This is a genomic window from Bacillus sp. 1021, from assembly GCF_014534735.1.
GTDB lineage: Bacteria > Bacillota > Bacilli > Bacillales > Bacillaceae > Bacillus > Bacillus siamensis.
Genome location: NZ_JACVSR010000002.1, coordinates 220916 through 243081 on the forward strand (window position 1 = coordinate 220916; position 22166 = coordinate 243081).

Annotated in this window: 22 protein-coding genes; 11 read left to right on the top strand and 11 right to left on the bottom strand. The window is 48.0% G+C overall.

Going from position 1 to position 22166, the window contains the following annotated elements:
• Positions 1-4 precede the first annotated feature (4 nt).
• The 4 genes from ICW23_RS07700 to ICW23_RS07715 all read right to left on the bottom strand — a co-directional run bounded on the left by ICW23_RS07700 (position 5) and on the right by ICW23_RS07715 (position 3383).
• Complete coding sequence (locus ICW23_RS07700; protein WP_064779136.1) at positions 5-355, bottom strand: ArsR/SmtB family transcription factor; 351 nt, start codon at positions 353-355, stop codon at positions 5-7.
• A gap of 102 nt (positions 356-457) precedes the next feature.
• Positions 458-1354: an ABC transporter substrate-binding protein gene (locus ICW23_RS07705; protein WP_016937484.1), complete on the bottom strand. Its 897-nt coding sequence runs from the start codon at positions 1352-1354 to the stop codon at positions 458-460.
• 16 nt (positions 1355-1370) lie between these two features.
• Complete coding sequence (locus ICW23_RS07710; RefSeq protein ID WP_060963944.1) at positions 1371-2384, bottom strand: FecCD family ABC transporter permease; 1014 nt, start codon at positions 2382-2384, stop codon at positions 1371-1373.
• Positions 2385-3383 carry a FecCD family ABC transporter permease gene (locus ICW23_RS07715; protein WP_050544528.1) on the bottom strand — a complete coding sequence of 333 codons (999 nt, stop codon included), beginning with the start codon at positions 3381-3383 and terminating at the stop codon, positions 2385-2387.
• 242 nt (positions 3384-3625) lie between these two features.
• Here ICW23_RS07715 and ICW23_RS07720 point away from each other — a divergent pair, with 242 nt between their 5' ends.
• The 7 genes from ICW23_RS07720 (at position 3626) to licH (ending at position 9961) form a co-directional block, all read left to right on the top strand.
• Positions 3626-4216: a DNA-3-methyladenine glycosylase gene (locus ICW23_RS07720; RefSeq protein ID WP_047476042.1), complete on the top strand. Its 591-nt coding sequence runs from the start codon at positions 3626-3628 to the stop codon at positions 4214-4216.
• A 60-nt stretch (positions 4217-4276) separates the two neighbouring features.
• Positions 4277-4402: a hypothetical protein gene (locus tag ICW23_RS19095; RefSeq protein ID WP_255034120.1), complete on the top strand. Its 126-nt coding sequence runs from the start codon at positions 4277-4279 to the stop codon at positions 4400-4402.
• A gap of 146 nt (positions 4403-4548) precedes the next feature.
• Positions 4549-6504 carry a transcriptional regulator LicR gene (gene licR, locus ICW23_RS07725; RefSeq protein ID WP_064779134.1) on the top strand — a complete coding sequence of 652 codons (1956 nt, stop codon included), beginning with the start codon at positions 4549-4551 and terminating at the stop codon, positions 6502-6504.
• A gap of 98 nt (positions 6505-6602) precedes the next feature.
• Positions 6603-6911, top strand: coding sequence for a PTS lichenan transporter subunit IIB (gene licB, locus ICW23_RS07730; protein ID WP_003150863.1), 309 nt, complete (start codon positions 6603-6605; stop codon positions 6909-6911).
• A gap of 15 nt (positions 6912-6926) precedes the next feature.
• Positions 6927-8285, top strand: a complete 1359-nt coding sequence (gene licC, locus ICW23_RS07735; protein WP_016937490.1) for a PTS lichenan transporter subunit IIC — start codon at positions 6927-6929, stop codon at positions 8283-8285.
• A gap of 18 nt (positions 8286-8303) precedes the next feature.
• A complete protein-coding gene (gene licA, locus ICW23_RS07740) occupies positions 8304-8636 on the top strand; it encodes a PTS lichenan transporter subunit IIA (RefSeq protein ID WP_016937491.1) in 333 nt (110 codons plus the stop codon).
• On the top strand, positions 8633-9961 hold the full coding sequence (gene licH, locus ICW23_RS07745) for a 6-phospho-beta-glucosidase LicH (RefSeq protein ID WP_047475960.1): 1329 nt from the start codon (positions 8633-8635) through the stop codon (positions 9959-9961). The genes licA and licH overlap by 4 nt, the downstream gene beginning before the upstream one ends.
• A gap of 40 nt (positions 9962-10001) precedes the next feature.
• On the opposite strand, the gene ICW23_RS07750 is transcribed toward licH, so the two are convergent.
• The 6 genes from ICW23_RS07750 to ICW23_RS07775 form a co-directional block, all read right to left on the bottom strand.
• Positions 10002-11093 (bottom strand): branched-chain amino acid aminotransferase, encoded by a 1092-nt coding sequence (locus ICW23_RS07750; protein ID WP_029575286.1) that lies wholly within the window; start codon positions 11091-11093, stop codon positions 10002-10004.
• Between the two features lie 185 nt (positions 11094-11278).
• Positions 11279-12457 (bottom strand): D-alanyl-lipoteichoic acid biosynthesis protein DltD, encoded by a 1179-nt coding sequence (gene dltD, locus ICW23_RS07755; protein ID WP_188154291.1) that lies wholly within the window; start codon positions 12455-12457, stop codon positions 11279-11281.
• Positions 12458-12694, bottom strand: a complete 237-nt coding sequence (dltC, locus tag ICW23_RS07760) for a D-alanine--poly(phosphoribitol) ligase subunit 2 (RefSeq protein ID WP_003150875.1) — start codon at positions 12692-12694, stop codon at positions 12458-12460.
• Positions 12695-12710: 16 nt separating this feature from the next.
• Positions 12711-13892, bottom strand: a complete 1182-nt coding sequence (gene dltB, locus ICW23_RS07765) for a D-alanyl-lipoteichoic acid biosynthesis protein DltB (RefSeq protein ID WP_016937495.1) — start codon at positions 13890-13892, stop codon at positions 12711-12713.
• Positions 13889-15400, bottom strand: coding sequence for a D-alanine--poly(phosphoribitol) ligase subunit DltA (gene dltA / locus ICW23_RS07770; RefSeq protein ID WP_064779131.1), 1512 nt, complete (start codon positions 15398-15400; stop codon positions 13889-13891). The genes dltB and dltA overlap by 4 nt, the downstream gene beginning before the upstream one ends.
• 15 nt (positions 15401-15415) lie before the next feature.
• Positions 15416-15565, bottom strand: a complete 150-nt coding sequence (locus ICW23_RS07775) for a teichoic acid D-Ala incorporation-associated protein DltX (RefSeq protein WP_013354059.1) — start codon at positions 15563-15565, stop codon at positions 15416-15418.
• Positions 15566-16008: 443 nt separating this feature from the next.
• Here ICW23_RS07775 and ICW23_RS07780 point away from each other — a divergent pair, with 443 nt between their 5' ends.
• The 3 genes from ICW23_RS07780 to ICW23_RS07790 all read left to right on the top strand — a co-directional run bounded on the left by ICW23_RS07780 (position 16009) and on the right by ICW23_RS07790 (position 18844).
• A complete protein-coding gene (locus ICW23_RS07780; protein WP_016937498.1) occupies positions 16009-16950 on the top strand; it encodes a 1,4-dihydroxy-2-naphthoate polyprenyltransferase in 942 nt (313 codons plus the stop codon).
• 122 nt (positions 16951-17072) lie between these two features.
• Complete coding sequence (gene ywaC, locus ICW23_RS07785; RefSeq protein ID WP_007407732.1) at positions 17073-17705, top strand: GTP pyrophosphokinase YwaC; 633 nt, start codon at positions 17073-17075, stop codon at positions 17703-17705.
• 278 nt (positions 17706-17983) lie between these two features.
• A complete protein-coding gene (locus ICW23_RS07790) occupies positions 17984-18844 on the top strand; it encodes a glycosyltransferase family 8 protein (protein ID WP_016937499.1) in 861 nt (286 codons plus the stop codon).
• 53 nt (positions 18845-18897) lie between these two features.
• On the opposite strand, the gene ICW23_RS07795 is transcribed toward ICW23_RS07790, so the two are convergent.
• Positions 18898-20646, bottom strand: a complete 1749-nt coding sequence (locus ICW23_RS07795; RefSeq protein ID WP_188154292.1) for a S8 family peptidase — start codon at positions 20644-20646, stop codon at positions 18898-18900.
• Positions 20647-20808: 162 nt separating this feature from the next.
• On the opposite strand from ICW23_RS07795, the gene celB reads away from it, so the two are divergent.
• Positions 20809-22143, top strand: a complete 1335-nt coding sequence (gene celB, locus ICW23_RS07800) for a PTS cellobiose transporter subunit IIC (protein WP_188154293.1) — start codon at positions 20809-20811, stop codon at positions 22141-22143.
• Positions 22144-22166 lie beyond the last annotated feature (23 nt).

Consider the following 22166-nt stretch of genomic DNA (forward strand, 5'->3'; position numbering starts at 1 on the left):
CTCCTTATCGGCATGAAACAGCGACTTCTTTTTGCCGCAATGTCTGTAAAACGCCGTCCTTTTCGTCTATCTGCTGCAGAATGGAGCGGACCAGCGCGTATTCCGGACCGGACGGATGAATGGCATAGTACCGCCACTGGCCTTCCCGCCTTTCCCGCACAAGCCCGGCGTTCTTTAATTTCCGCAAGTGCTGGCTGATGCCGGGCTGACTCATACCAAAAATGGCCGTCAGCTCACAGACACAGTATTCCTTCTCCTTCAGAAACTTCAGCATCAAAAGCCTTGTCGTGTCGCTGAGAAGCTTGAGGCATTGGCTGACCCCTTCGGAACTTAAGGCGTTATGCTGCCGTTGCATGCTCTCACTCCTTTTTTACATCATTATATAAGCATCTGTTTATATAAGTAAATAACAATATAAAAAAGCCGGCTTTGCACGTTTTGCAAAACCGGCTCATGTTTATTTTTGGAACAGCTTTTTCGCTTCATCCATTGCTAATTTATTTCCCAGTGCCGAATAATCAAGCCAAGGCTGATCGGCAATCTTATAGACGTGGTTTGCTTTCACGGCCTTCAGCCCTTTCCATACAGCGCTTTTTTGCAATTCTTTAAAAGCTTGCTGTGACTTGTCGTCTCTGTTAACGACCACGAAAATCGCATCTGCGTTGTAATCCGGCAGCACTTCTTGAGAAATGACCTCATAAGGGCGGGAGGTGTTCATGTCTTTAATGCCGTCAGCAGGCTTCAGTTTCAGGTCATCAAACAGAATCGGACCCATCGGGCGGCGTGTGCTGAAGACGCGAAGTTCTTTTGCATTCACGCGGATCGCCATGACTTTGGCGTTTTTCCCTAATTCCTTATCGATCATAGATTTGACTTGTTTTGTTTCATCTTCGTAATCTTGAATAAAGGTTTTCGCTTCTTTTTCACGGTTGACGATTTTTCCGATGTCTTTTAAATGATCGCGCCAAGTGCCTTTATCAAGGTCGAAAACGTGTGTGTTTCCGATTTTCTTGTATTTTGACACATCTTTTCCTGCAAATTCTTTATCAAGATAAATGTTGTCAGGGTTCAGTTCGAGTAACGCTTCCATATCCGGATCTGAGGCAGGGCCGAGTTTTTTCGTGTCTTTCAGCTGATTTTTTACATGAGGGAGAAAATCTTTTAATTCTCCGCCCACGACGGAACCGGCCGGTGTAATGCCGAGAGCCAGCAGGTCATTTGTCAGGTGAATGGACATCGAAGCGATTTTATGATCACCGGATGCCTTTTTTGTCTCTGGCTGTGTTGAATCGGATTGGCAGGCTGCCAATAAAAAAATACACATGAAACTGACGAGGGCAATTATTTTTTTCATGAGAAGACTCCTTGTTTTATGTTTTGATTTTCATAACCAGATAGAGAAAATACGGCGCGCCGATGGCTGCCGCAACCACCCCGGCCGGAATGGCGTTCGGCTGAAACAGGGAGCGGCCGATGGTATCGGCCGCGACAAGAATGACGAGGCCGATTAACCCCGCAATCGGGATGATATGCTGATGCATGGTGCCGACGAGCCGTCTCGCCAAATGTGGGGCGGCAAAGCCGATAAAGCCGATTCCGCCGGCCATCGCCACACTCGCGCAAGACAGGCCGACCGCTATGGCGATCAGCATGATCCTTTTTCTCTGCACGTGTGCGCCAAGCCCCGCGGCGGCCTGGTCACCGAGCATTAAAATGTTCAAAGACCGGGCGTTAAGCCATGCAAGCGGTGCGAGAATGCCGATCCAGGGCAATAGAGACCATACGTGAATCCAGTCCCTGCCCCAAACGTTCCCCACCAGCCAGCGGGAAGCGAATGTATAGGTTTCTTCATTCAGACGCAGCGACATAAACAATGTAACGGCGCTGAAGCCTGCGGAAACGGCGATCCCGACTAACAGCATGCGGATCGTTAAAAAGCCGTTCAGCCTGTCGTACGTGAGCACTACGATCAGCAGAGCGGCGAGGGTTCCGCCCGCAAACGTAAATAACGGGATGAACATCGACGCCTGCGCCTCAAGTGAATGAAAGAACGTGATATACATCATCAGTCCGAACGAAGCCCCGGCATGAAGCCCAAGGATTCCCGGATCGGCAAGCGGATTCCGGGATACGCCCTGCAAAATAGCGCCCGACACGCCTAAACCGATACCGGCCAGCATCGTCACCAGTATCCGGGGGAGCCGGTAATCGAATAAAACGGTTGTACTTTGAAACGTGCCGTATCCGAACAGCGTTTTTCCCACCGTAAAGGGAGAAAGCCGGAATGAGCCCGTATGCAGCCCGATCAGAATAATGCAAACGGCGATGATCAGCAGAATGAGGCCTGCCGCCGCCGCTTTTTTGGTTTCCTTCTGCACCTTCATTTATAATTCTCTCCCTTCCTTGCGGGCAATATAAAGAAAGAAAGGGACACCGACAAGGGCGACCATGATGCCTATTGCCAATTCTCTCGGGGGACTGACCGTTCGCGAGGCCAAGTCGGCCAAAATCAAAAGAATCGCTCCAAGCAACGCGGACATCGGAATAATCAGCCTGTACGTAACGCCAACGATCTTGCGGGCGATATGGGGGATGACCAGCCCGACGAAGCCGATTGCACCGGCAGCGGAAACAGACACACCGGCAAGAACAACGGCGATCATTAATCCCGCGGCACGCGTCAGAGCAGTGTTCACCCCTAAATTCGCCGCAACGTCATTTCCCATTGAGAGAAGGGTGACGGACCGGCCCATGAATGTCGCGAGAATGATGAAGACCGCAATCACGGGAGCAAGGACTTGTAAATGAGCCCACTTGATTCCTGAGACCCCGCCGGCGTACCAGAAGGCCAAATCCTGGCTTAAATCGTAATAAATCGCCACACCTGTGCTGAGTGAATGTAATAGAGCGGCTACAACCGCCCCGGCAAGCGTCACTTTTAAAGGTGTCATGCTGCTTTTTCCCGCCGCGCTGATAAAGAAAATCAAGCCTGTGCTTGCCAGTGCGCCCAAAAACGACATTACCATCAGCAGGGCGTATGACAAATGAGGGAAAAAAGCAAAGCTGAGCGCAACAACAAACATGGCTCCTGCATTTACGCCTAAGACACCCGAATCGGCAAGCGGGTTTCTCGTGACACCTTGCATGAGGGCGCCGGCTGCTGCAAAGGCGGCGCCTGTAACGGCCGCGCCGAGCACTCTCGGAAGGCGCAATTCATGAATGATCTGCTGGCCCGTCATGTTTGGATTGTAATCAGCAATCGCCGACCACACCGTATGTAAAGTAATGTCTTTCGCGCCGAATGAGACGGCGAAAAAAATAGACACAAGCAGTCCGATTACCGCGATCAGGAAGAAAATCCCGTTTTTTAAGATGCTGATCAGACGGCTTGCGGACGTGACAGAATCGCTCAAAAATCAATTCACCTACTTTTATGATCATTGTCCGGTATTTATTGAACATGAGAATCATTTTCATTTGAACCATCATATTATAACCAGCCGATTTTCAAAACGCAATAGAGTGTTCAACAATGATGCCCTTTTTTCTTTCATGTTTATATTGTAAAAAAGAAGTGAAAAACGTGAAAGAGGAAATTGAATATAATCAGAAAGGGGGGAGACAAATGGCGGGAGAACGAAAGCCTTTGCCGATTGAATTTTACCAAAGACCGTCAGTAGAGCTTGCTCCTTTATTGCTCGGCTGTCTCTTAGTAAAAGAGACGGATGAGGGAACGGCTTCAGCCTTTATCGTGGAAACGGAAGCTTATATGGGAGCGGATGACCGGGCGGCGCACAGCTTCGGCAACCGGCGCACGAAACGGACGGAAATTATGTTCCACGAGGCGGGCCGCATTTATACATACGTCATGCACACCCATACATTAATGAACGTCGTCGCCGCTGACATCGGCATTCCGCAGGCCGTGTTAATCAGGGCGGCAGAGCCCCATGAAGGTCAGTTCCTGATGGAGCGCAGGAGACCGGACAGACCCCCGAGAGAGTGGACAAATGGCCCGGGGAAGCTGACGAAGGCGATGGGCATTTCAATGAACGACTACGGCGGCATGATCACGGAACAGCCGCTGTATATTACGGAAGGCTTTACACCGGAGCATATATCAACAGGCCCGAGAATCGGGATTGACAACAGCGGAGAAGCTCGGGATTATCCGTGGCGCTATTGGGTGACGGGGAACCGGTATGTCTCACGCTGACCATGTTTACAGCCGCTGATAACAGGGGAAAGACAAGGTAAAAGAAAGGGGATTCAAACATTGAAAAAACTTTTCAAAACAATTATCAAATGGGCGCCCGTCATCTATCCGATCATCAGAAAAATCGTAAAAGAACGGAAGTCATCTAAGCGAAACCGCATGTCCGCATCCCGAACAGCCGGCTGATCCGGCTGTTTTTTTACGGGCTTTGCCTCAGGCTGCTGCATTGACTTGAAAACCTCCCCATTATAGAATTTACATACATTTACCCCTTTTTCATCCTTTTTGCCTATTTTTTACGTCTGCATCTGATCTGATAGGAGGTTTTTCTCATGCTTCATGGGCGGCTTCGTGAACTTCTGCGCTTGCTTTTAGCTGCTGAAACACCGGTTACAAGCTCAGTCATCGCTGCAAAAGTAAAGGTAACGACGCGGACGGTCCGCAATGACATAAAGGAACTGCAAACCATTGTCGAAAAACACGGCGCTTCCATTCAATCTGTCAGAGGGAGCGGCTATAAGCTGCTGATCCGGGATGAGCAGCCGTTTAAAAACTGGCTTCAGGACAATTTCCAGCAGAACAGCGCCGTGCCGATTTTTCCCGAAGAACGGATAAATTATCTGATGAAAAGACTGCTTCTGACCGACGGCTACCTCAAGCTGGATGACTTGGCAGAAGAATTGTTCATCAGTAAATCCACGCTTCAATCCGATCTGAAAGAAGTAAAAAAACGGCTCCGCCCCTATGACATCATTTTGGAAACAAGGCCGAACTACGGCTTTAAGCTGCGCGGCGAAGAGCTCCGTCTCCGTTATTGTATGGCGGAATACTTAGTGGACGACCGCGAGCCTGAGCCTGATCTCCTCAGTGAGAAGGCCGGTATTCTGCCGAAAGACGACATTCAAGTGATCCGATCAGCCATTATGAAGCAGGTTCGAAACCATAAGATCCCGCTTTCTTTCTTCGGCCTGAACAATCTCATCATCCATATCGCCATTGCCTGCAAACGAATCCGGACAGAAAACTATGTATCTCTCATTCCGGAGGATCTTCATGATATTAAGCTTGAAACAGAATATCAGTCAGCAGAAGCCATCGTCAAAGAGCTTGAATCGGCGCTATCCGTCACCTTTCCCGAACAGGAAACCGCCTATATCGCCATTCACCTGCTCGGGACAAAACGCATGACCCAGTCACAAATGGAAGGAAAAGAGCTTACAAGGCTGATAGACGGGGAGACCAGCCGTTTGACAGAGGCGATGATTGAAGCCATTGAGCGGGAGCTGAAGCTCGGAATCACGGACGACAATGAGCTGAAAGCGGGTCTTGCGCTCCATATCAAGCCGGCGATTAACCGAAACCGGTACGGAATGAACCTGAGAAACCCGATGCTTTCCGCCATAAAGGAAAATTACCCGCTAGCATTTGAAGCGGGAGTGATTGCGGGAATCGTGATTAAGGAGCAAACCGGCATTGATATTCATGAAAATGAGATCGGGTATTTGGCGCTTCATTTCGGAGCGGCCATCGAAAGGAGAAAGACAGAACGGCCGCCTAAGCGCTGCTTGATTGTCTGTGCGTCCGGCGCCGGCAGCGCGCAGCTTTTAAGAGAAAAGCTGCGTTCACGGTTCGCAAAGCGCCTTGAAATCGTCGGCACAGCTGATTACTGCAGCCTTGACCAGCTTTCTTTTGAGTCGATTGATTTTGTGGTCAGCACAGTGCCGATCAAAAAAGACCTGCCCGTTCCCGTATTAAAGGTTCATACACTGTTGGGCGGCGGGGATTTTACAAAAATCGATGCCATGCTGGAAGAAAAGCGGGAACAATTGAACTTTCTGAAACCGGAGCTGGTATTTTTGCAGCAGGATCTGGAGACGAAGGAGGACGTCATCCGTTTTCTCGGACATCAGGTTGCAAAAGCCGGCCTCGCTTCTGATACTCTGACCGATTCTATTTTTGAAAGGGAAGCAATTTCTCCTACGAGTTTCGGCAATCTCACGGCGATTCCGCATCCGCTCGTTCCGCAGACAGACACGACGTTTTGGGCGGTGTGCACGCTGAAGAAACCGATTGACTGGGCGGATAAGCGTGTCCAATTTGTCTGCCTGCTCTGCGTCGAGAAAGAAAGCAAAGCCGACCTCCAGCATATGTACAAATGGCTAGGGGGCATGCTAGATGATCCGGCTGCGGTAAGCCGTCTCTTAAAATGCACAGCCTATCACGAGGTTTTACAAGTATTCAGGGACAAACGATCAGAGAAAGACCGGGATACACCTTTTTTCCGTTAGCAGCGGAAAAAGCCTGAGTAGTTATGAAAGCGATTTCATAATATGATGGTACTAACACCGAGACATACAAAATATCAAACTTTCAGGAGGTCTTTTACATGAATATATTACTCGTTTGTGCAGCAGGGATGTCAACAAGCTTACTCGTCACAAAGATGGAAAAAAGCGCGCAGGAACAAGGAAAAGAATATAAAATCTGGGCTGTGTCAGGCGATTCAGTCAACCAGCATATAGATAAAGCGGACGTATTGCTGCTTGGGCCTCAAGTCCGTTATTTGCTTCCGCAGCTGAAAAAATTGGGTGAATCAAAAGGAGTGCCGGTTGAAGTCATTAATACCGTCCATTACGGCACATGCAACGGAGCGGAGGTTCTGAAATCAGCAGAACAGCTCGGAAACGCATCGTAGAAAGGGGCGGGCCGTGTGAATAAGGTGAATCAGTTTTTAGAAGAGAAAGTCATGCCCATTGCAGGGAAAATTGCTTCCCAGCGGCATCTGCAAGCATTGCGTGACGGGATCATCCTCACCATGCCGCTTATCATCATCGGTTCGTTTTTTCTGATCATCGGCAACCTGCCGATTCCGGGATACGCGGATTTCATGGCGAAGACGTTCGGAAGCGCGTGGTCTCAAAAACTGCAATATCCGGTTGATGCGACCTTTGAAATCATGGGCCTTGTCGCCGCTTTTGGAATCGCCTACCGTCTGGCCGAAAAATACGGGGTGGACGCTTTATCGGCTGGTGCGATATCTTTGGCGGCGTTTCTTTTGGCAACGCCGTACAAAGTTCCGTTTCTGCCGTCCGGCGCAAAAGAGGAAATCATGGTCGGCGGCGGCATTCCGCTTTCTCTCATGGGAAGCAAAGGGCTGTTTGTCGCGATGATCATCGCCATGCTGTCGACGGAAATCTATCGCTTGATCATCCAGCGGAATTTCGTCTTCAAAATGCCGGACGGCGTGCCTCCGGCGGTCAGCAAATCGTTTGTCGCTTTAATTCCCGGTTTTGCCGTCGTCTTTCTCATCTGGGGTGCGCGTTTAATCGTCGAAGCGACGCCGTTTGAAAGCCTTCATAATATTGTAAGCGTTGTACTGGGGACGCCGCTCTCGATTCTTGGCGGAAGTCTCGGCGGAAGCCTGGTAGCTGAAGCGGTTCAAATGCTCTTGTGGGCGTGCGGATTACACGGGGCGAACATTGTCGGCGGCGTCATGGCGCCGATCTGGTTCGGAGCGATGGATGCCAACCGGATTGCATTTCAGGCGGGCGATGCGCTGCCGAATATTTTCACCCAGCAGTTCTTTGAAATCTGGATCAACATCGGCGGAAGCGGCGCGACACTGGCGCTCGTGGTTACCATGTTTCTCCGTGCGCGAAGCAAGCAGATGAAGCAGCTTGGGAAACTCGCCATCGGGCCGGCCGTCTTTAATATTAATGAGCCGATTATTTTCGGAATGCCGATCGTCATGAACCCGATGCTTCTCATCCCGTTCATCATCACACCGCTTGTCACACTGACTCTTACCTATATCGGCATGAGCACAGGCCTCGTCGCCAAACCTGCCGGCATTGCCGTCCCGTGGACGATGCCGCCGATTTTCTCCGGCTATCTGGCCACAGGCGGAAAAATATCAGGGGCTGTCATGCAGGCGATTAATATCATCGCAGCCTTTATCGTGTACTATCCGTTCTTCAGAATGTGGGATTCGCAAAAGCTGAAAGAAGAAAACGAACTTGAACAATCGCAGGCGCCAGCCGTACAGGGAGACGAAAAAGCCGTGCTTTAGAGAAAGGGAGTGAAACACATGAATGAGAAAATGGAACAGACCATTTTTCAGATCATCCTGCATGGCGGCAATGGCAGAAGCGCATCAATGGAGGCCATTGCCGCCGCAAAGCGGGGAGACAGAGCCCTGGCGGAAGAAAAGCTTCAGGAAGCCGCAAGGGAACTGACTGAAGCCCATCATTATCAGACCGAACTGATCCAAAATGAAGCCGGCGGAGAAAAAACAGACATGACGCTTTTGATGGTACATGCGCAAGATCATTTAATGAATGCCATGACCGTGAAAGACTTGGCCGCAGAGTTAGTCGAGATTTATGAAAAAGTGAGTCTGCAAGGGGGAGCAAAAATATGACAAAAGGAATTAAAATTGTAACGATCGGCGGAGGTTCAAGCTATACACCGGAGCTTGTGGAAGGCATCATTAAGCGCTATGATGAACTGCCTGTCAGAGAATTATGGCTCGTCGACATTCCTGAAGGCGAGAAAAAGCTCAATATCGTCGGCACGCTTGCAAAACGCATGGTCGAAAAAGCGGGGGTTCCGATAGAGGTTCACCTGACGCTTGACCGGAGAGAAGCCTTGAAGGATGCAGATTTCGTAACAACACAATTCCGCGTCGGTCTTCTTGAGGCCCGCGCCAAAGATGAACGAATCCCGTTAAAATACGGCGTAATCGGGCAGGAGACAAACGGTCCGGGCGGTTTATTCAAAGGGCTGCGCACCATTCCGGTTATTCTGGAAATCGCAAAAGACATCGAAGAGCTTTGTCCGAATGCATGGCTCGTGAATTTCACAAACCCTGCCGGCATGGTTACCGAGGCCTTGCTCCGCTACTCGAATCTTACAAAAGTCGTCGGCCTCTGCAATGTGCCGATCGGCATTAAAATGGGCGTCGCAAAAGCATTGGATGTCGATGTCAGCCGGATCGAGGTGCAATTTGCCGGGCTGAATCACATGGTCTTCGGATTAGATGTTTTCTTAGACGGTGTCAGCGTAAAGGATAAAGTCATCGAAGCCATGGGGGACCCGGAAAACGCCATGACGATGAAGAACATTTCCGGAGCGGAATGGGAGCCTGAATTCCTGAAGGCGCTCGATCTGATTCCTTGCGGCTACCACCGCTATTATTTCAAAACGAAAGAAATGCTCGAGCATGAAATAGAAGCGTCACAGACGGAGGGCACACGCGCCGAAGTCGTGCAGAAGGTTGAGAAAGAACTGTTCGAACTGTATAAAGATCCGAATCTCGCCATCAAACCGCCGCAGCTTGAGAAACGGGGCGGAGCGTACTACAGTGACGCGGCCTGCAACCTGATCAGCTCCATCTATAACGACAAACATGATATCCAGCCCGTCAATACGATAAACAACAGCGCGATCGCCAGCATCCCGAATGACTCAGCAGTCGAAGTGAACTGTGTCATAACGAAAGACGGACCGAAACCGATCGCCGTCGGTGATCTGCCGGTATCCGTCCGCGGGCTCGTCCAGCAAATCAAATCATTTGAACGCGTGGCCGCTGAAGCAGCCGTCACGGGAGATTATCAAACGGCGCTCCTTGCGATGACGATCAATCCTCTCGTCCCGTCAGACTCCGTGGCAAAGGCCATTTTGGATGAAATGCTTGAAGCGCACAAGGAACACCTGCCTCATTTCTTTAAGTCAATTGAAGCATAAAAGCACCAAAAAAACCCGGAAGCGATTCCGGGTTTTTTGTTTATTTTGATTCGCTTAATGAGGCGACTTCCGTCGTCCAGCCGAACACGTCGGCTTCTGCGCCTTTTTGAATGCCTGTAATGGTATCATACAGTTTCTTCGAGATCTCTCCGGTTTCACCGCTGCCGATGACAAGACTTTCATCATTCCAGATCAGTTCGCCGACCGGAGAAATGACCGCCGCCGTACCGGTTCCGAACGTTTCTTCCAATCGGCCGTCACGATGCGCCTGAATGACTTCATCGATCGAAATTTTCCGCTCAGACACAGTCAATCCCCAATGTTTGAGCAGGGTGATGACGGAATTTCTCGTAATTCCTTCAAGAATGCTTCCGTTCAGCTCCGGCGTCACAATTTCGCCGCTGATTTTGAAAAAGATGTTCATGCTGCCGACTTCTTCGATGTATTTTTTCTCAATGCCGTCAAGCCATAGCACCTGGGAAAAGCCCTTCTCCTCCGCAACCTGCTGCGCCTTCAGGCTTGAAGCGTAGTTGCCGGCCGTTTTCGCGTTTCCCGTACCGCCTTTGACGGCGCGCACGAACTCGTTTTCCACGGCGATCTTCACCGGTTTAATGCCCTCTTTGTAATAAGAGCCGACCGGCGACAGAATGATAAATAGCTTGTACGTATGGGATGCCGCTACACCGAGGAAAGGCTCGGTCGCAATGATAAACGGACGGATATAAAGGGAAGTGCCTTCCGCTTTCGGAATCCAGTCTTTGTCGATGGCTACGAGCTGTTTCAGGCCTTCAAGAACAAGCTCTTCATCAATGAGCGGGATGCAAAGGCGGTCATTTGACTGATTCAGGCGCTCCATATTTTTCTCCGGTCTGAACAGAAGCACCTCCTGATCCTTCGTTACATACGCTTTAAGCCCTTCAAAAACGGTTTGGCCGTAATGATAAACCATAGCCGCAGGATCCATTGAGAAGGGCTGATAAGGGATAATTCTCGGATCGTACCAGCCTTGATCCGCATCGTAATCCATAACAAACATATGGTCGGTGAAAATTCGGCCGAACGCAAGGTTATGGGGGTCCGGTTTAGGTTTTTTGGCTGAAGTCAATTCAACACGAATGTCTTGTTTCATAATGTTCTGTCTCCCTATTGGTGTTATTGTCAAACTTATTTGAAAATAATTTATATTCTATTGTATACCTTCAACAAATATTCGCAATAGTTTTCCTCAAATTTGTGAAAAAATCAAATCACACAAAAAGCAGGGGAAAAAATCCCCCCCTGCGTGTTCGTTTTTTCTGTATTCGGTCATCACCGTGCTCAGTGAACCGTCACTTTGCCGGTTTTGTAAAACTGCTCCATCGCTTTATCGACGTACACCCAGCCCTTCCAGGCGATATGGATGGTGTCTTTCATAAAGTACGGATCATATTCGTGCCCGGATAAGTCGGCAACCTGAAAGCCCTTCGCTTTAATTTGCTTTGTGACTTTTTTGTAGTAATCAGTCCGGCCTTTTTTCGGGAAGCCGGTGTAGTCATACCATTTTCCGTTGACCGGAATAACCACGAACATCGGTTCAGCGCCGGCATCTTTCAGAATGTCCAGCATATCCTCAAAGTCGTGATATTCGACTGATTTGGCGTATGTTCTTCCTTTGTTGATTCCTTTCACTCTCTTTAACTTCGGCTTAATTTTTTTATAAGAAGTGTCATCGATATAGAAAGGATTGGACTTGGAACTCCGTTTTCCTAATTGCGCGGCGGCTGTTTTTAACTCTGACCACGATTTTCCTTTTAGGTTTTCAGAGATCGTCCGCTCAGGACCCTTGGTTTCTCCCATTGAATAATAAAGATCTTTTTTCTCAAGCAGAGAATAGTAAGCCTTGGCGGCCGGCATGACCGTTTTCACTTTCCATGATTGGCCGTTGACCATTCCTTTGTACAATTCAGAAAGGACGGCATCATGCTGAACGACTTTAAAACGAAGCATGCGTTTCATCATGTTCTTTTTGACCGCGGGATCAATCTGGTCATTAAATGCTAAATCCAATGCCTGAAGTGATGAAAAATTCGGTGCAAAGTGCTGTTCATCAGAACCTTTTTTAATAAACCATTGAGGAGAAACAATGAATACCAGTTTTTTTCCTTTCAGCTGCTGGTAATGCGCCGCAAAGTTTACGGCGTGTATCAGGGATTGATCCCCGCCTTTTCCGACAAGATAAGGCGTAAAGCCTTGGTTGTTCACTTGAAAATAGTTGGACGGGTGAAACTCATCTAATCTTGAAAGCTCGGAAGAACCGAAAATCGGCAGATACTTCGAGTCTTCGAACATTTTGTTTTGCAGATAGAGCCCTTGGAACATATTCGGGTTTAAGGCCGCTGCCGACTCTTCGACACGTTTTTCAGGAATGAAGCGCGTAAGCCATGAAGCCGGAACTGCGATAGCTCCGACAAACAGGACACACGCTAAAATAATTGGTCCAAAGAAACGCTTTTTCATTTACTTCAACTCAGTCAGTTTGTTTACAATGTTGTTTGGCGTATTCCACTCGTCACGGTCAAACTCAGTGATCGGCACTGTAATGCCGAAGCGGTTTTCAATGGCAACAAGCAGCTCTACAGTTCCGAAAGAATCAAGCAGTCCTTCTTCAAAGATTTCAATATCAGGATTTTCTTTCACAGCGTCCTCCTGACAAACTTCAGCTAATACGTCTAATACTTCCTGTTTAAATTCCATGTGTTTTCAATCTCCTTTAGTGATGAAATGGTTTTCCTGAGAAAATATAAAATCCGAAACATACGAAATGGAATGTGATGACGATGGCTAAAAACGCCGTAAAACGATTGGCGGGCAGCCACTTGTATTTCTTATTCCATTTCTCAAAAAAGTTATACCCCGTCATTAACACGGCATGGTACAGGCCGTACACAATATATTGCAGGGCGAGCCCGTGCCAGACGCCCATCAGCATGAACAGCAGGAAATACCCGATGTTCGAGACGGCCATCCGGTTCTTTATCCATTTTTTCTTTGTCATCCAGAAAACAAAGCGCATAAATACGTAGTCTCTGAACCAAAAGGATAAGGACATGTGCCAGCGGTTCCAGAAGTCTTTAATGTTTCTGCTGATAAACGGCTTATTAAAGTTTTCCGGAGATTTGATACCCATAATGTAGCTGACACCGACGGCAAACATCGTGTAGCCCGCAAAGTCGAAAAACAGGTACAAGCTGTATCCGTACATGTACAGCACATTGCTCCACAGTTTGCTGTGGGTGATATGAGACAGATTCATAATGAAATACGTGTTAATCGCATATCCGATAATGAATTTGTACAAGAAACCGATAAAAATTTTATGAATGCCGGTATACAGTAAATCAGCGTATTCTCCCTTTGTCCATACTTTCTGTTCGTCCTTGGCAAATCTGCGGTATCTGTCGATCGGACCGGAAGAAATGGTCGGGAAAAACATAATAAAGTACAAAAGGCGGTGAAGCGGCATTTTTTCTTTAATCAGCCCGTCTCTCGTTTCCATGATCAGCTGGACGCCTTTAAATGTCAAATAAGAAATTCCTAAGAAACTGATCAGGTTATGAACCGGATGATGAGGCACCGGCGGAAAGAAAAACGGCCATAATTTCGATAAAAACAGGGGTAAAATGGACGCGATCACGGCCATGCTGAAGACAAAGCCGCTGTTGGCTTTCAGTCTGTAAGCGAGATACCCCCTGATTAACAGCACCTGCCACAGCGTAAAGATACATAGTGCAATGACGCCGTGCAGATCATGCGAGAAAATCAAAGCCAATACGATGATGGATATAAACATGTTGTATCCTTGGAATCTCTTGCCGTTCAGCCCTAAAATAATCGTCGGCAAGAGAAGGATTCCAAGTAAGATAAAAAAGAAAAACGAGCTGTAAGGCGTCATACAAGAACCTCTTCGCCAATGCGTTTACGGTCGATTTTTCCGTTCGCAGTCATTTGAATGTGATCCTGATAAATGAATTTTCTCGGAATCATGTAAGCCGGAAGCGAAGCGGCCAGCTCTTTCTTAATAGCGCTTGTCAGCTGGAATTCTTTTTCGAAATCATGTTTTTCAGGCACGATGGCGGCAATTAGATATTCGACAGGTCCGTTAGGCTGATACGGGATGACAACCGCTGAGCGTACATATTGAGACTGCCTTACATGCACTTCGATTTCCTCAAGCTCCATTCGGTAGCCGTGAAGCTTTATCTGGAAATCCAGGCGTCCTTGGCAGAAAATCTGACCTTCTTGAGCATAACCGGCATCACCCGTATGATATGCCCACTGTCCGTCAACAGAGAAAAACGCTTTTTCCGTCAGAGACGGCTCGCCGAGATACCCTTTGCTTACGCTCGGGCCGGCAATGATGATTTCCCCTTTTTCTCCGTCCGGAAGCTTATTCCCGTTTTCATCCATGATGAAGATATTCATATCAGGTTTTGCAAATCCGACGGGCAGAGATTCATTTTCATCGATGACCTGCTGCGTGATTTCAACGGAGGTGACGGCAACCGTTGTTTCAGTCGGGCCGTATGTATTGAATACGCGGGCCTTCGGAAAACGGTTTAACAGTTCCTGTGCCACGGCAGCCGGAAGCGCTTCTCCGCAAAACATAAATACTTCTGCGTCAGGCAGGAGTTCCTGCGTAAAGCCGGGATCCATCAGACACATTTGAACGAAAGACGGCGTCGATGTCCAGACGTTCAATTTGGATTTCTCCAGCTCTTCAAATAGTACTTTCGGTTTATTGATTTTGTCTTTCGTTACACAGTGCAGCGTACCTCCCGTTTGAAGCGACGGGAAAATGTCCATGACAGATAAATCAAAAGAAAACGGAGCTTGGTTTAAGAATGTCTTGCCTTCGCCCACAGGAAAATCCCTGCAGATCCAGTCTGTGAAGCTTTGCAGGTTATCAGCTGATATCTGCACGCCCTTCGGATTTCCCGTGCTGCCGGACGTGTAAATAATGTAAAACGTGTCCTGATCTTTTACCCAGTTCTCACGGCTGAGGTCTGCATCTCCGTCAGCTGCAAGCTCTTCGGGTGTAACGGTTTTAATCAGATTGCTCCCCGTATCGACTGCATCGCCCGATACGCTGATGAGCAGCTCTGCGCCTGAGCTTTCAATGATTTTGACGATCCGCTCTGCCGGAATGGACACATCGACAGGGATGTAAGGGCGGCCCGCTTTGACGCTTCCTAAGAAAGAAACGATCATATTCGGCTCCATATGTCCGTAAACCAGGACAGGTGTTTTCGAACCGTCAGCTGTATGTTGTTGAATGCCGGACGCAACCCGCTCCGACAAATCCCATAATTCCCCGTAAGTGAGGGAATGATCTAAGGAACGAAACGCTTCGGCCTGAGGCTTGGCGTCTGCATATGTTTTTATAGCATCAAGTAGTTTCATAGTTATCCTCCCCGATTAGAAATCGTTGTAAATATAAGTGCCGGTATTGGCTGTATGAAATCCATACATCCAAAAGAGCAATACTAATATCAGAAAATAAAAGCCCGTATGAAACGTCCATTTAACCAATGTATTTTCATAAGCACGTTTTAATTTTTGCATCATGTTAAAATTCCTTCCCCGCGTATTCAATAATTACACCAGTATATGACGATTAGATTAACAAAAAGTTTCAAAATATGTCTAATATCCTAAGCTTAAAATTTCCTTAAAAATGAATGAGAAACAAAAGGATGGAAAATACGCATGTATAAATTGGCAAATGATCATACTAAAAAAGCGCATGTTCAGGCGGGATTTTTAACTTATCGTAAATATAAATGAGGTAAAAAAATTTCGGCGGCTTTTTCTTACGCAGGCTTGTGCCGAACCCCAATGGGGAAGGGCGGAAAGCCGTTTTCGGCAGCAAAGCTGACGGAGCGCCGCATCTTGTGAAATGGGGAAGAAATTATTATGATAGATAAGGTAGCAGAAAACATAAAAACCCCAATTCAACACTACTGTTATCGGCTGACTGTGAAAGCCTTTTAATAGAAAGGAAGAGGAAAATGAATCAAAACAATATGGGAGGCAGCCAAAAGACGCCTGAAAAAGAAAGCATGGGCCGCATTTTATGGCAGTTAACCCGCCCTCATACATTGACGGCATCGTTTGTGCCCGTACTTCTCGGCACCGTATTGGCGATGTTTTACGTAAAGGTTGATTTCCTGCTGTTTTTGGCCATGCTGTTTTCCTGCCTTTGGATCCAGATCGCCACGAACTTATTCAATGAATATTACGATTTTAAACGCGGTTTAGATACGGAGGATTCTGTCGGTATCGGCGGAGCGATCGTCCGCCACGGCATGAAGCCGAAAACGATTCTGCAGCTGGCGCTCGGCTCTTATGCGATTGCCCTCGTGCTCGGTGTTTATATCTGCATGAGCAGCAGCTGGTGGCTTGCGGCAATCGGCCTTGCCGGCATGCTGATCGGCTACCTGTATACGGGCGGCCCGCTGCCGATTGCGTATACACCGTTCGGTGAACTGTTCTCCGGCATTTGCATGGGCTCTGTGTTTGTCCTTATTTCTTTCTTCATTCAGACTGGCGGAATTAATGAACAGAGCATTTTGATTTCCATCCCGATCGCCATCTTGGTCGGCGCGATTAACCTGTCCAATAATATCCGTGATATTGAAGAAGATAAAAAGGGCGGACGTAAAACGCTGGCGATTTTGATGGGGCATAGGGGAGCCGTCATGATACTGGCCGCGTCCTTTGCTATCGCCTACATCTGGATCGTCGGTCTTGTTATCATGGGATATACAAGCCCGTGGCTGTTCCTGGTCTTTTTGAGCGTGCCGAAACCCGTTCAGGCCGTGAAAGGCTTCGTGAAAAACGAAATGCCGATGAACATGATTATTGCGATGAAATCAACGGCGCAAACCAATACATTCTTCGGATTCCTGCTTTCCATCGGACTCCTGATCAATTATTTCCTGATCAAATGACAAGGCAAATGCCATAAGGGCATTTGCTTTTTTTTTATGACATAATCTTCACGATTTTGTAAAGAACCTGACTGCCGACCGAACCGTCTGATATGTGGACAGCAAAGCAAGGAGATGAAAAAATGGACTTGTCAACAGCCCATATGGATGATTTAAAAACGGTCATGGAAGATTGGAAAAATGAATTATTAGTTTATAAATTCGCTTTAGATGAGCTGGATACGAAGTTTTCTATCATCAGTCAGGAATATAATCTGATTCACGGGCATAACCCGATCGAGCATACAAAATCACGCGTGAAAAGTTTCGAGAGTATCGTCAATAAACTGATGCGCAAAGGCTGCGATGTGACGACGCAAGAAATGAAAGAGCATATTCATGATATCGCAGGTGTCAGGATCATCTGTTCTTTTATATCAGATATTTATAATGTCGCTGAGGTTTTGAAACAGCATAAGGACCTGAAGATCGTGAAGGTGAAGGATTATATCAAACATCCGAAGCCGAACGGCTACCGCAGCCTGCATTTGATTATTGAGATTCCCGTCTATTTGACGAATCGGGTGGAATATGTGAAGGCGGAAATCCAAATCCGCACCATCGCCATGGATTTTTGGGCGAGTCTTGAGCATAAAATTTATTACAAATTGAATAACGAAGTCCCGAAGCATCTGACTGACGAGCTGAAGGAAGCGGCGGACATCGCCCATTATTTAGACGAAAAGATGCTTGGGATTAAGAAAGAAGTCGATTAACCGATTGGCGCATCATAAACAGCCGGACTGCAAATAAAAGCGGTCCGGCTGTTTGTTTATCCAATGACGCTCACCGTTTTTCGCTGTCGGCCTTGATGGGCTTGCCGCCGTTCACATAGACCTCGCCGCTAAGATCATTTTCTTTCCTCACTCCAAACAAAGAAGAAAGATATCAACTCGTCAACAGCACATTCCCGCAGAAAAAATGTGTGAGATCGAGGTTTACTTTTGAAAAAAAGGGAAAGAAAATGATACAACAAAAAGGGAGATGAATATCAGTGGGAAAGAATGAAACAATGCATATCGTATCATGTGCCGATGATAATTATGCTCGTCATTTGGGTGGGATGTTCGCTTCTTTATTGATGAATATGGATAAAACAAGGAATGCCAAATTATATGTGATCGACGGCGGAATTACTGCCGAAAACAAGGACAAGCTTGAACAGACTGCGATGTCATTCGGAACGCCGCTTGAATTTTTAGAAGTGGATGCTGATCAATACAAACATGCGGTCGAAAGCAGCCACATTACAAAAGCGGCTTATTACCGCATTTCCATTCCTGATTTAATTAAGGATGAATCCGTAAAGCGGATGATTTACATTGATTGCGATGCAATTGTGATGGAAGATATTTCGGTTTTATGGGATTTGGATATTTCCCCGGCAATAGTTGCGGCAGTAGAAGATGCCGGACAGCATGAAAGACTGAAAAAAATGAATATCAGCGACACGGCCAAGTATTTCAATTCCGGCATTATGATTATAGATTTTGAACCTTGGAGAAAACAGAATATTTCCAAAAAAGTGATTGATTTTATCAATGAAAACAGTTCGGAGGATTTTCTCGTGTTTCATGATCAGGACGCGCTTAACGCGGTCTTATATGATCAATGGCATGAACTGCATCCGCGCTGGAACGCGCAGACGCATATTATCATGAATGAGAAAACGCCTCCTGAACTGATCGACCGTATACGTTACAGAGAAACACGGGCCGAACCGGCCATCGTCCATTTCTGCGGCGGAGACAAGCCTTGGAATACAGGCACCGCGCACCCGTACCGTGATCATTATTTCCGATATATGTCCTTTACGAAATGGAACACGATCGATCGCCCGGCCATGAATCAATAGGCAGATGGGAGAAAAACGCTTATGAAGCCATGATGCGGCTCATAAGCGTTTTTTTAATGTTTCACCCGAATTGCGCGCACGCGTTTTTGCAGGCTGGTCTTTTCGGCAGACGGCTTCAGCCGGCTGACCGCCGTTTGGGCCGCTGCTTTTGCCTTTTTCGTTTTGGTTTTTTCGGCCGTTTTCACTTTGTCCCTTGCCTGCTTCCGGTTGAGTTTCTCTTTTATCCGGTCAAGCCGTTTTTCCAGAGCGGTTTTTTCTTTTCCCGGCTGAAGCTCGCTCACTGCTTTTTTGGCTTTTGCGGCGTTGGCCTCAGAGGTCTTTTTTTCGGCCTGTCTGACGCTGGCCCCAGCTGTTTTCAAAAGGCCTGAATTGACAGCGTCAAGCCGCTTTTGCAGCCCTTTTTTCTCTGATCCGGCCGGTAATTTCCGGATGGCGCTTTGTGCCGCATTAACGGCGGTTTTTTTCTTTTGTTTTTCGGCAGTCCGGACTTTGTCTTTGGCGTCCGTCACATTTCTTGCTGTCTGAACTTTATTGATTCGGGACTCGAGGGCGGTTTTTCCCTTTGACTTGGAAAGCTTGCTGACTGCTGTTTTTGCTTGATTGATATCTGCCTGCTTTTTCGTTTTTTCCGCTTTTATTACGGCCCGTTCGGCAAAGCTCTTTTGCTTTGCGTGATATTGCACCAGCCCGTATCCGAATTGGCTGTCACGTCCGGGAGCGCCCAGATCTTTGATGTTTTGCTGCATCTGCTGCCGGAGCTGTGTATTTGTTTCTTCCGGATATTTTTGCTTGAGCAGCGCGAGCATTCCGGTGACGTGCGGCGCGGCTTGAGATGTGCCGTCAGCCACGGCGTACATTTGATTCAGGTACGTGCTCGTAATATTGGTGCCGGGTGCGGTAAATTCAATTTGTTTTCCGGTCGTGGAAAAAGCCGCAAGCCCGTTTTTTTCGGTTGACGCTGAGACTGCCGTTACGCTGCTGTAGGCGCCCGGATAATTGACGGGTTTTTTGTTGCCGTCGTTTCCTGCGGCGGCTACGATCATAATGCCTTTTTTGTATGCTTTGTCGACGGCGTCGTGAAGAATTTTGCTGTCTGCGTTAGTTCCGAGACTCATATTGATGATATCCATTTTGTTGGCGATGGACCAGTCGATCGCTTTAAGAAGGCTTTTGAGATCTCCCGCACCTTTTCTGTCCAATGCTTTAACCGCATATAACCGGACATCCGGCGCGATGCCGTCAATGCCGTATCCGTCATGTTTGGCGGCAATGATGCCGGCGACATGCGTACCGTGCCCGTTGTCATCTTTGTATGAAGATGTATAGCTGACTGCGGAATAGCCTCCCGCAATGGAAAGGTCATCGTGAGGGTAAATGCCGCTGTCAATGACAGCCACTTTCACCTTTTTTCCCGTCAAGCCTTCTTTCCAGGCCTGCTTGACCTGAGTGGGCTCTATATCCCATTGCGGCAGCGTGTAACTGCTGCTTGATGCCGCTGTTAACGGGTGGATATCAGAACCGCCTGCTGCCTGAAAGGATACATTGTCTTCAACATATAAAATGTCAGGATCATGTTTCAGGTCTTTCACCGTTTCCGAATCAGCCGACACGGCGACTGCGGGAAGATGCTGATAGGTCTGTTCTACATCCGCTCCGCTGTCTATGGCGGACTCCTTGCCGTTATTATTTTTGTAGACCACGATAACGTCCCGGTCCTGCGTCTCGGCGTGAGCGGGTGCCGCGGCTGCGAACAGGGTGACGCACAAGGCCGCGGCCATGATCGGTTTCAGGGTGTGATACATTGTGATTCCCCCTTTTTCTTTATATATCGGCAGTGCGGAATTCTTTTTTTCCTAAGGGATAAGGAAAATTTCTGTATGCAAATGTAAGCGTTTCCAAAATATGATGGAGAAAATGCTTTAAGACATCTGCGCAATGAACTCAAAAAGGGGGTTTTTTGATAAATGAGTACGTTTAATCGGGTCATGGAAGAAAAAATCATGCCTGTCGCCGGAAAAGTCGCCGGCCAAAGGCACTTAAGGGCTTTGCGGGACGGCATTATTTTGACTATGCCGCTTATTATCATCGGATCGGTTTTTCTGATTCTGACGAGTCTTCCGATTCCCGGTTATGCCGATTTTATGGCGGGTCTTTTCGGTGAAAATTGGGTTGAAAAGCTCGGGTATCCCGTGAATGCGTCCTTTGACATTATGGCGCTTGTCGCGGCCTTTGGGATTGCTTACCGGCTTGCGGAAAGCTATGAGGTGGATGCCCTGTCGTCGGGAGCCATTGCTCTTGCTGCCTTTTTATTAGCGACACCGTATCAGATTCCGTTTATTCCTGACGGCTCGGCAACGGAGATTATGGTGGGAGGCGGCATTCCGATTTCGCTGCTCGGAAGCAAAGGTCTGTTTGTCGCAATGATCATTGCAATGCTGTCTACGGAAGTGTACCGGTTTATCATACAAAGAAATATCGTCATTAAGATGCCTGACGGAGTGCCGCCTGCGGTCAGCAAATCGTTCGTCGCGCTCATCCCCGGTTTCATTATTATTACGCTCGTATGGCTGGCCCGTCTGTTTATTGAAATAACTCCTTTTAAAAGCCTCCACAATGTCGTAGGCGATCTGCTGGGCACCCCGCTGTCTATTTTGGGCGGGAGTCTCGGCGGAAGTCTTATCGCCGAATTCGTGCAAATGCTGCTTTGGTCGTGCGGCATACACGGCGCGTCCATTATCGGCGGCGTCATGTCGCCGATCTGGTACGGGGCGATGGACGCCAACCGTTTGGCTTTTCAGGCGGGAGAAGCGCTGCCGAGCATTTTTACGACACAGTTCTTTCAAATATGGATCAATGTCGGCGGAAGCGGCGCAACGCTTGCCCTTGTGCTGACCATGCTTGTGCGCTCCAGAAGCAAACAGATGAAACAGCTCGGCCGACTCGGCATCGGACCCGCGATCTTTAACATTAACGAGCCGATTATTTTCGGGATGCCGCTCGTCATGAATCCGCTGTTAATCGTGCCTTTTATCATCGCACCGCTCTTGACCATTACGGCGACGTACATCGGGATGAGCACGGGAATGGTGGCAAAACCGGCGGGAATCGCCGTGCCGTGGACGATGCCGCCGCTGATTTCCGGTTATCTGGCGACGGGCGGGAAAATCTCCGGTTCGGTCATGCAGCTGATCAACCTCCTGATTACATTTATCATTTATTATCCGTTTTTCAGAATGTGGGATCTTCAAAAATGGAGAGAGGAACGGGCAGCAGAACAAAACGTCACAGAAGAAATATAAAAAAAACGGGCGCTTCTGCCCGT

What these genes read in the sequence shown, in the direction of transcription:
- ICW23_RS07700 (WP_064779136.1), bottom strand. Translation starts at nt 355, where the DNA reads ATGCAACGGCAGCATAACGCCTTAAGTTCCGAAGGGGTCAGCCAATGC.
- ICW23_RS07705 (WP_016937484.1), bottom strand. Translation starts at nt 1,354, where the DNA reads ATGAAAAAAATAATTGCCCTCGTCAGTTTCATGTGTATTTTTTTATTG.
- ICW23_RS07710 (WP_060963944.1), bottom strand. Translation starts at nt 2,384, where the DNA reads ATGAAGGTGCAGAAGGAAACCAAAAAAGCGGCGGCGGCAGGCCTCATT.
- ICW23_RS07720 (WP_047476042.1), top strand. Translation starts at nt 3,626, where the DNA reads ATGGCGGGAGAACGAAAGCCTTTGCCGATTGAATTTTACCAAAGACCG.
- licR (WP_064779134.1), top strand. Translation starts at nt 4,549, where the DNA reads ATGCTTCATGGGCGGCTTCGTGAACTTCTGCGCTTGCTTTTAGCTGCT.
- licB (WP_003150863.1), top strand. Translation starts at nt 6,603, where the DNA reads ATGAATATATTACTCGTTTGTGCAGCAGGGATGTCAACAAGCTTACTC.
- licA (WP_016937491.1), top strand. Translation starts at nt 8,304, where the DNA reads ATGAATGAGAAAATGGAACAGACCATTTTTCAGATCATCCTGCATGGC.
- licH (WP_047475960.1), top strand. Translation starts at nt 8,633, where the DNA reads ATGACAAAAGGAATTAAAATTGTAACGATCGGCGGAGGTTCAAGCTAT.
- dltD (WP_188154291.1), bottom strand. Translation starts at nt 12,457, where the DNA reads ATGAAAAAGCGTTTCTTTGGACCAATTATTTTAGCGTGTGTCCTGTTT.
- dltC (WP_003150875.1), bottom strand. Translation starts at nt 12,694, where the DNA reads ATGGAATTTAAACAGGAAGTATTAGACGTATTAGCTGAAGTTTGTCAG.
- dltB (WP_016937495.1), bottom strand. Translation starts at nt 13,892, where the DNA reads ATGACGCCTTACAGCTCGTTTTTCTTTTTTATCTTACTTGGAATCCTT.
- dltA (WP_064779131.1), bottom strand. Translation starts at nt 15,400, where the DNA reads ATGAAACTACTTGATGCTATAAAAACATATGCAGACGCCAAGCCTCAG.
- ICW23_RS07775 (WP_013354059.1), bottom strand. Translation starts at nt 15,565, where the DNA reads ATGATGCAAAAATTAAAACGTGCTTATGAAAATACATTGGTTAAATGG.
- ICW23_RS07780 (WP_016937498.1), top strand. Translation starts at nt 16,009, where the DNA reads ATGAATCAAAACAATATGGGAGGCAGCCAAAAGACGCCTGAAAAAGAA.
- ywaC (WP_007407732.1), top strand. Translation starts at nt 17,073, where the DNA reads ATGGACTTGTCAACAGCCCATATGGATGATTTAAAAACGGTCATGGAA.
- ICW23_RS07795 (WP_188154292.1), bottom strand. Translation starts at nt 20,646, where the DNA reads ATGTATCACACCCTGAAACCGATCATGGCCGCGGCCTTGTGCGTCACC.
- celB (WP_188154293.1), top strand. Translation starts at nt 20,809, where the DNA reads ATGAGTACGTTTAATCGGGTCATGGAAGAAAAAATCATGCCTGTCGCC.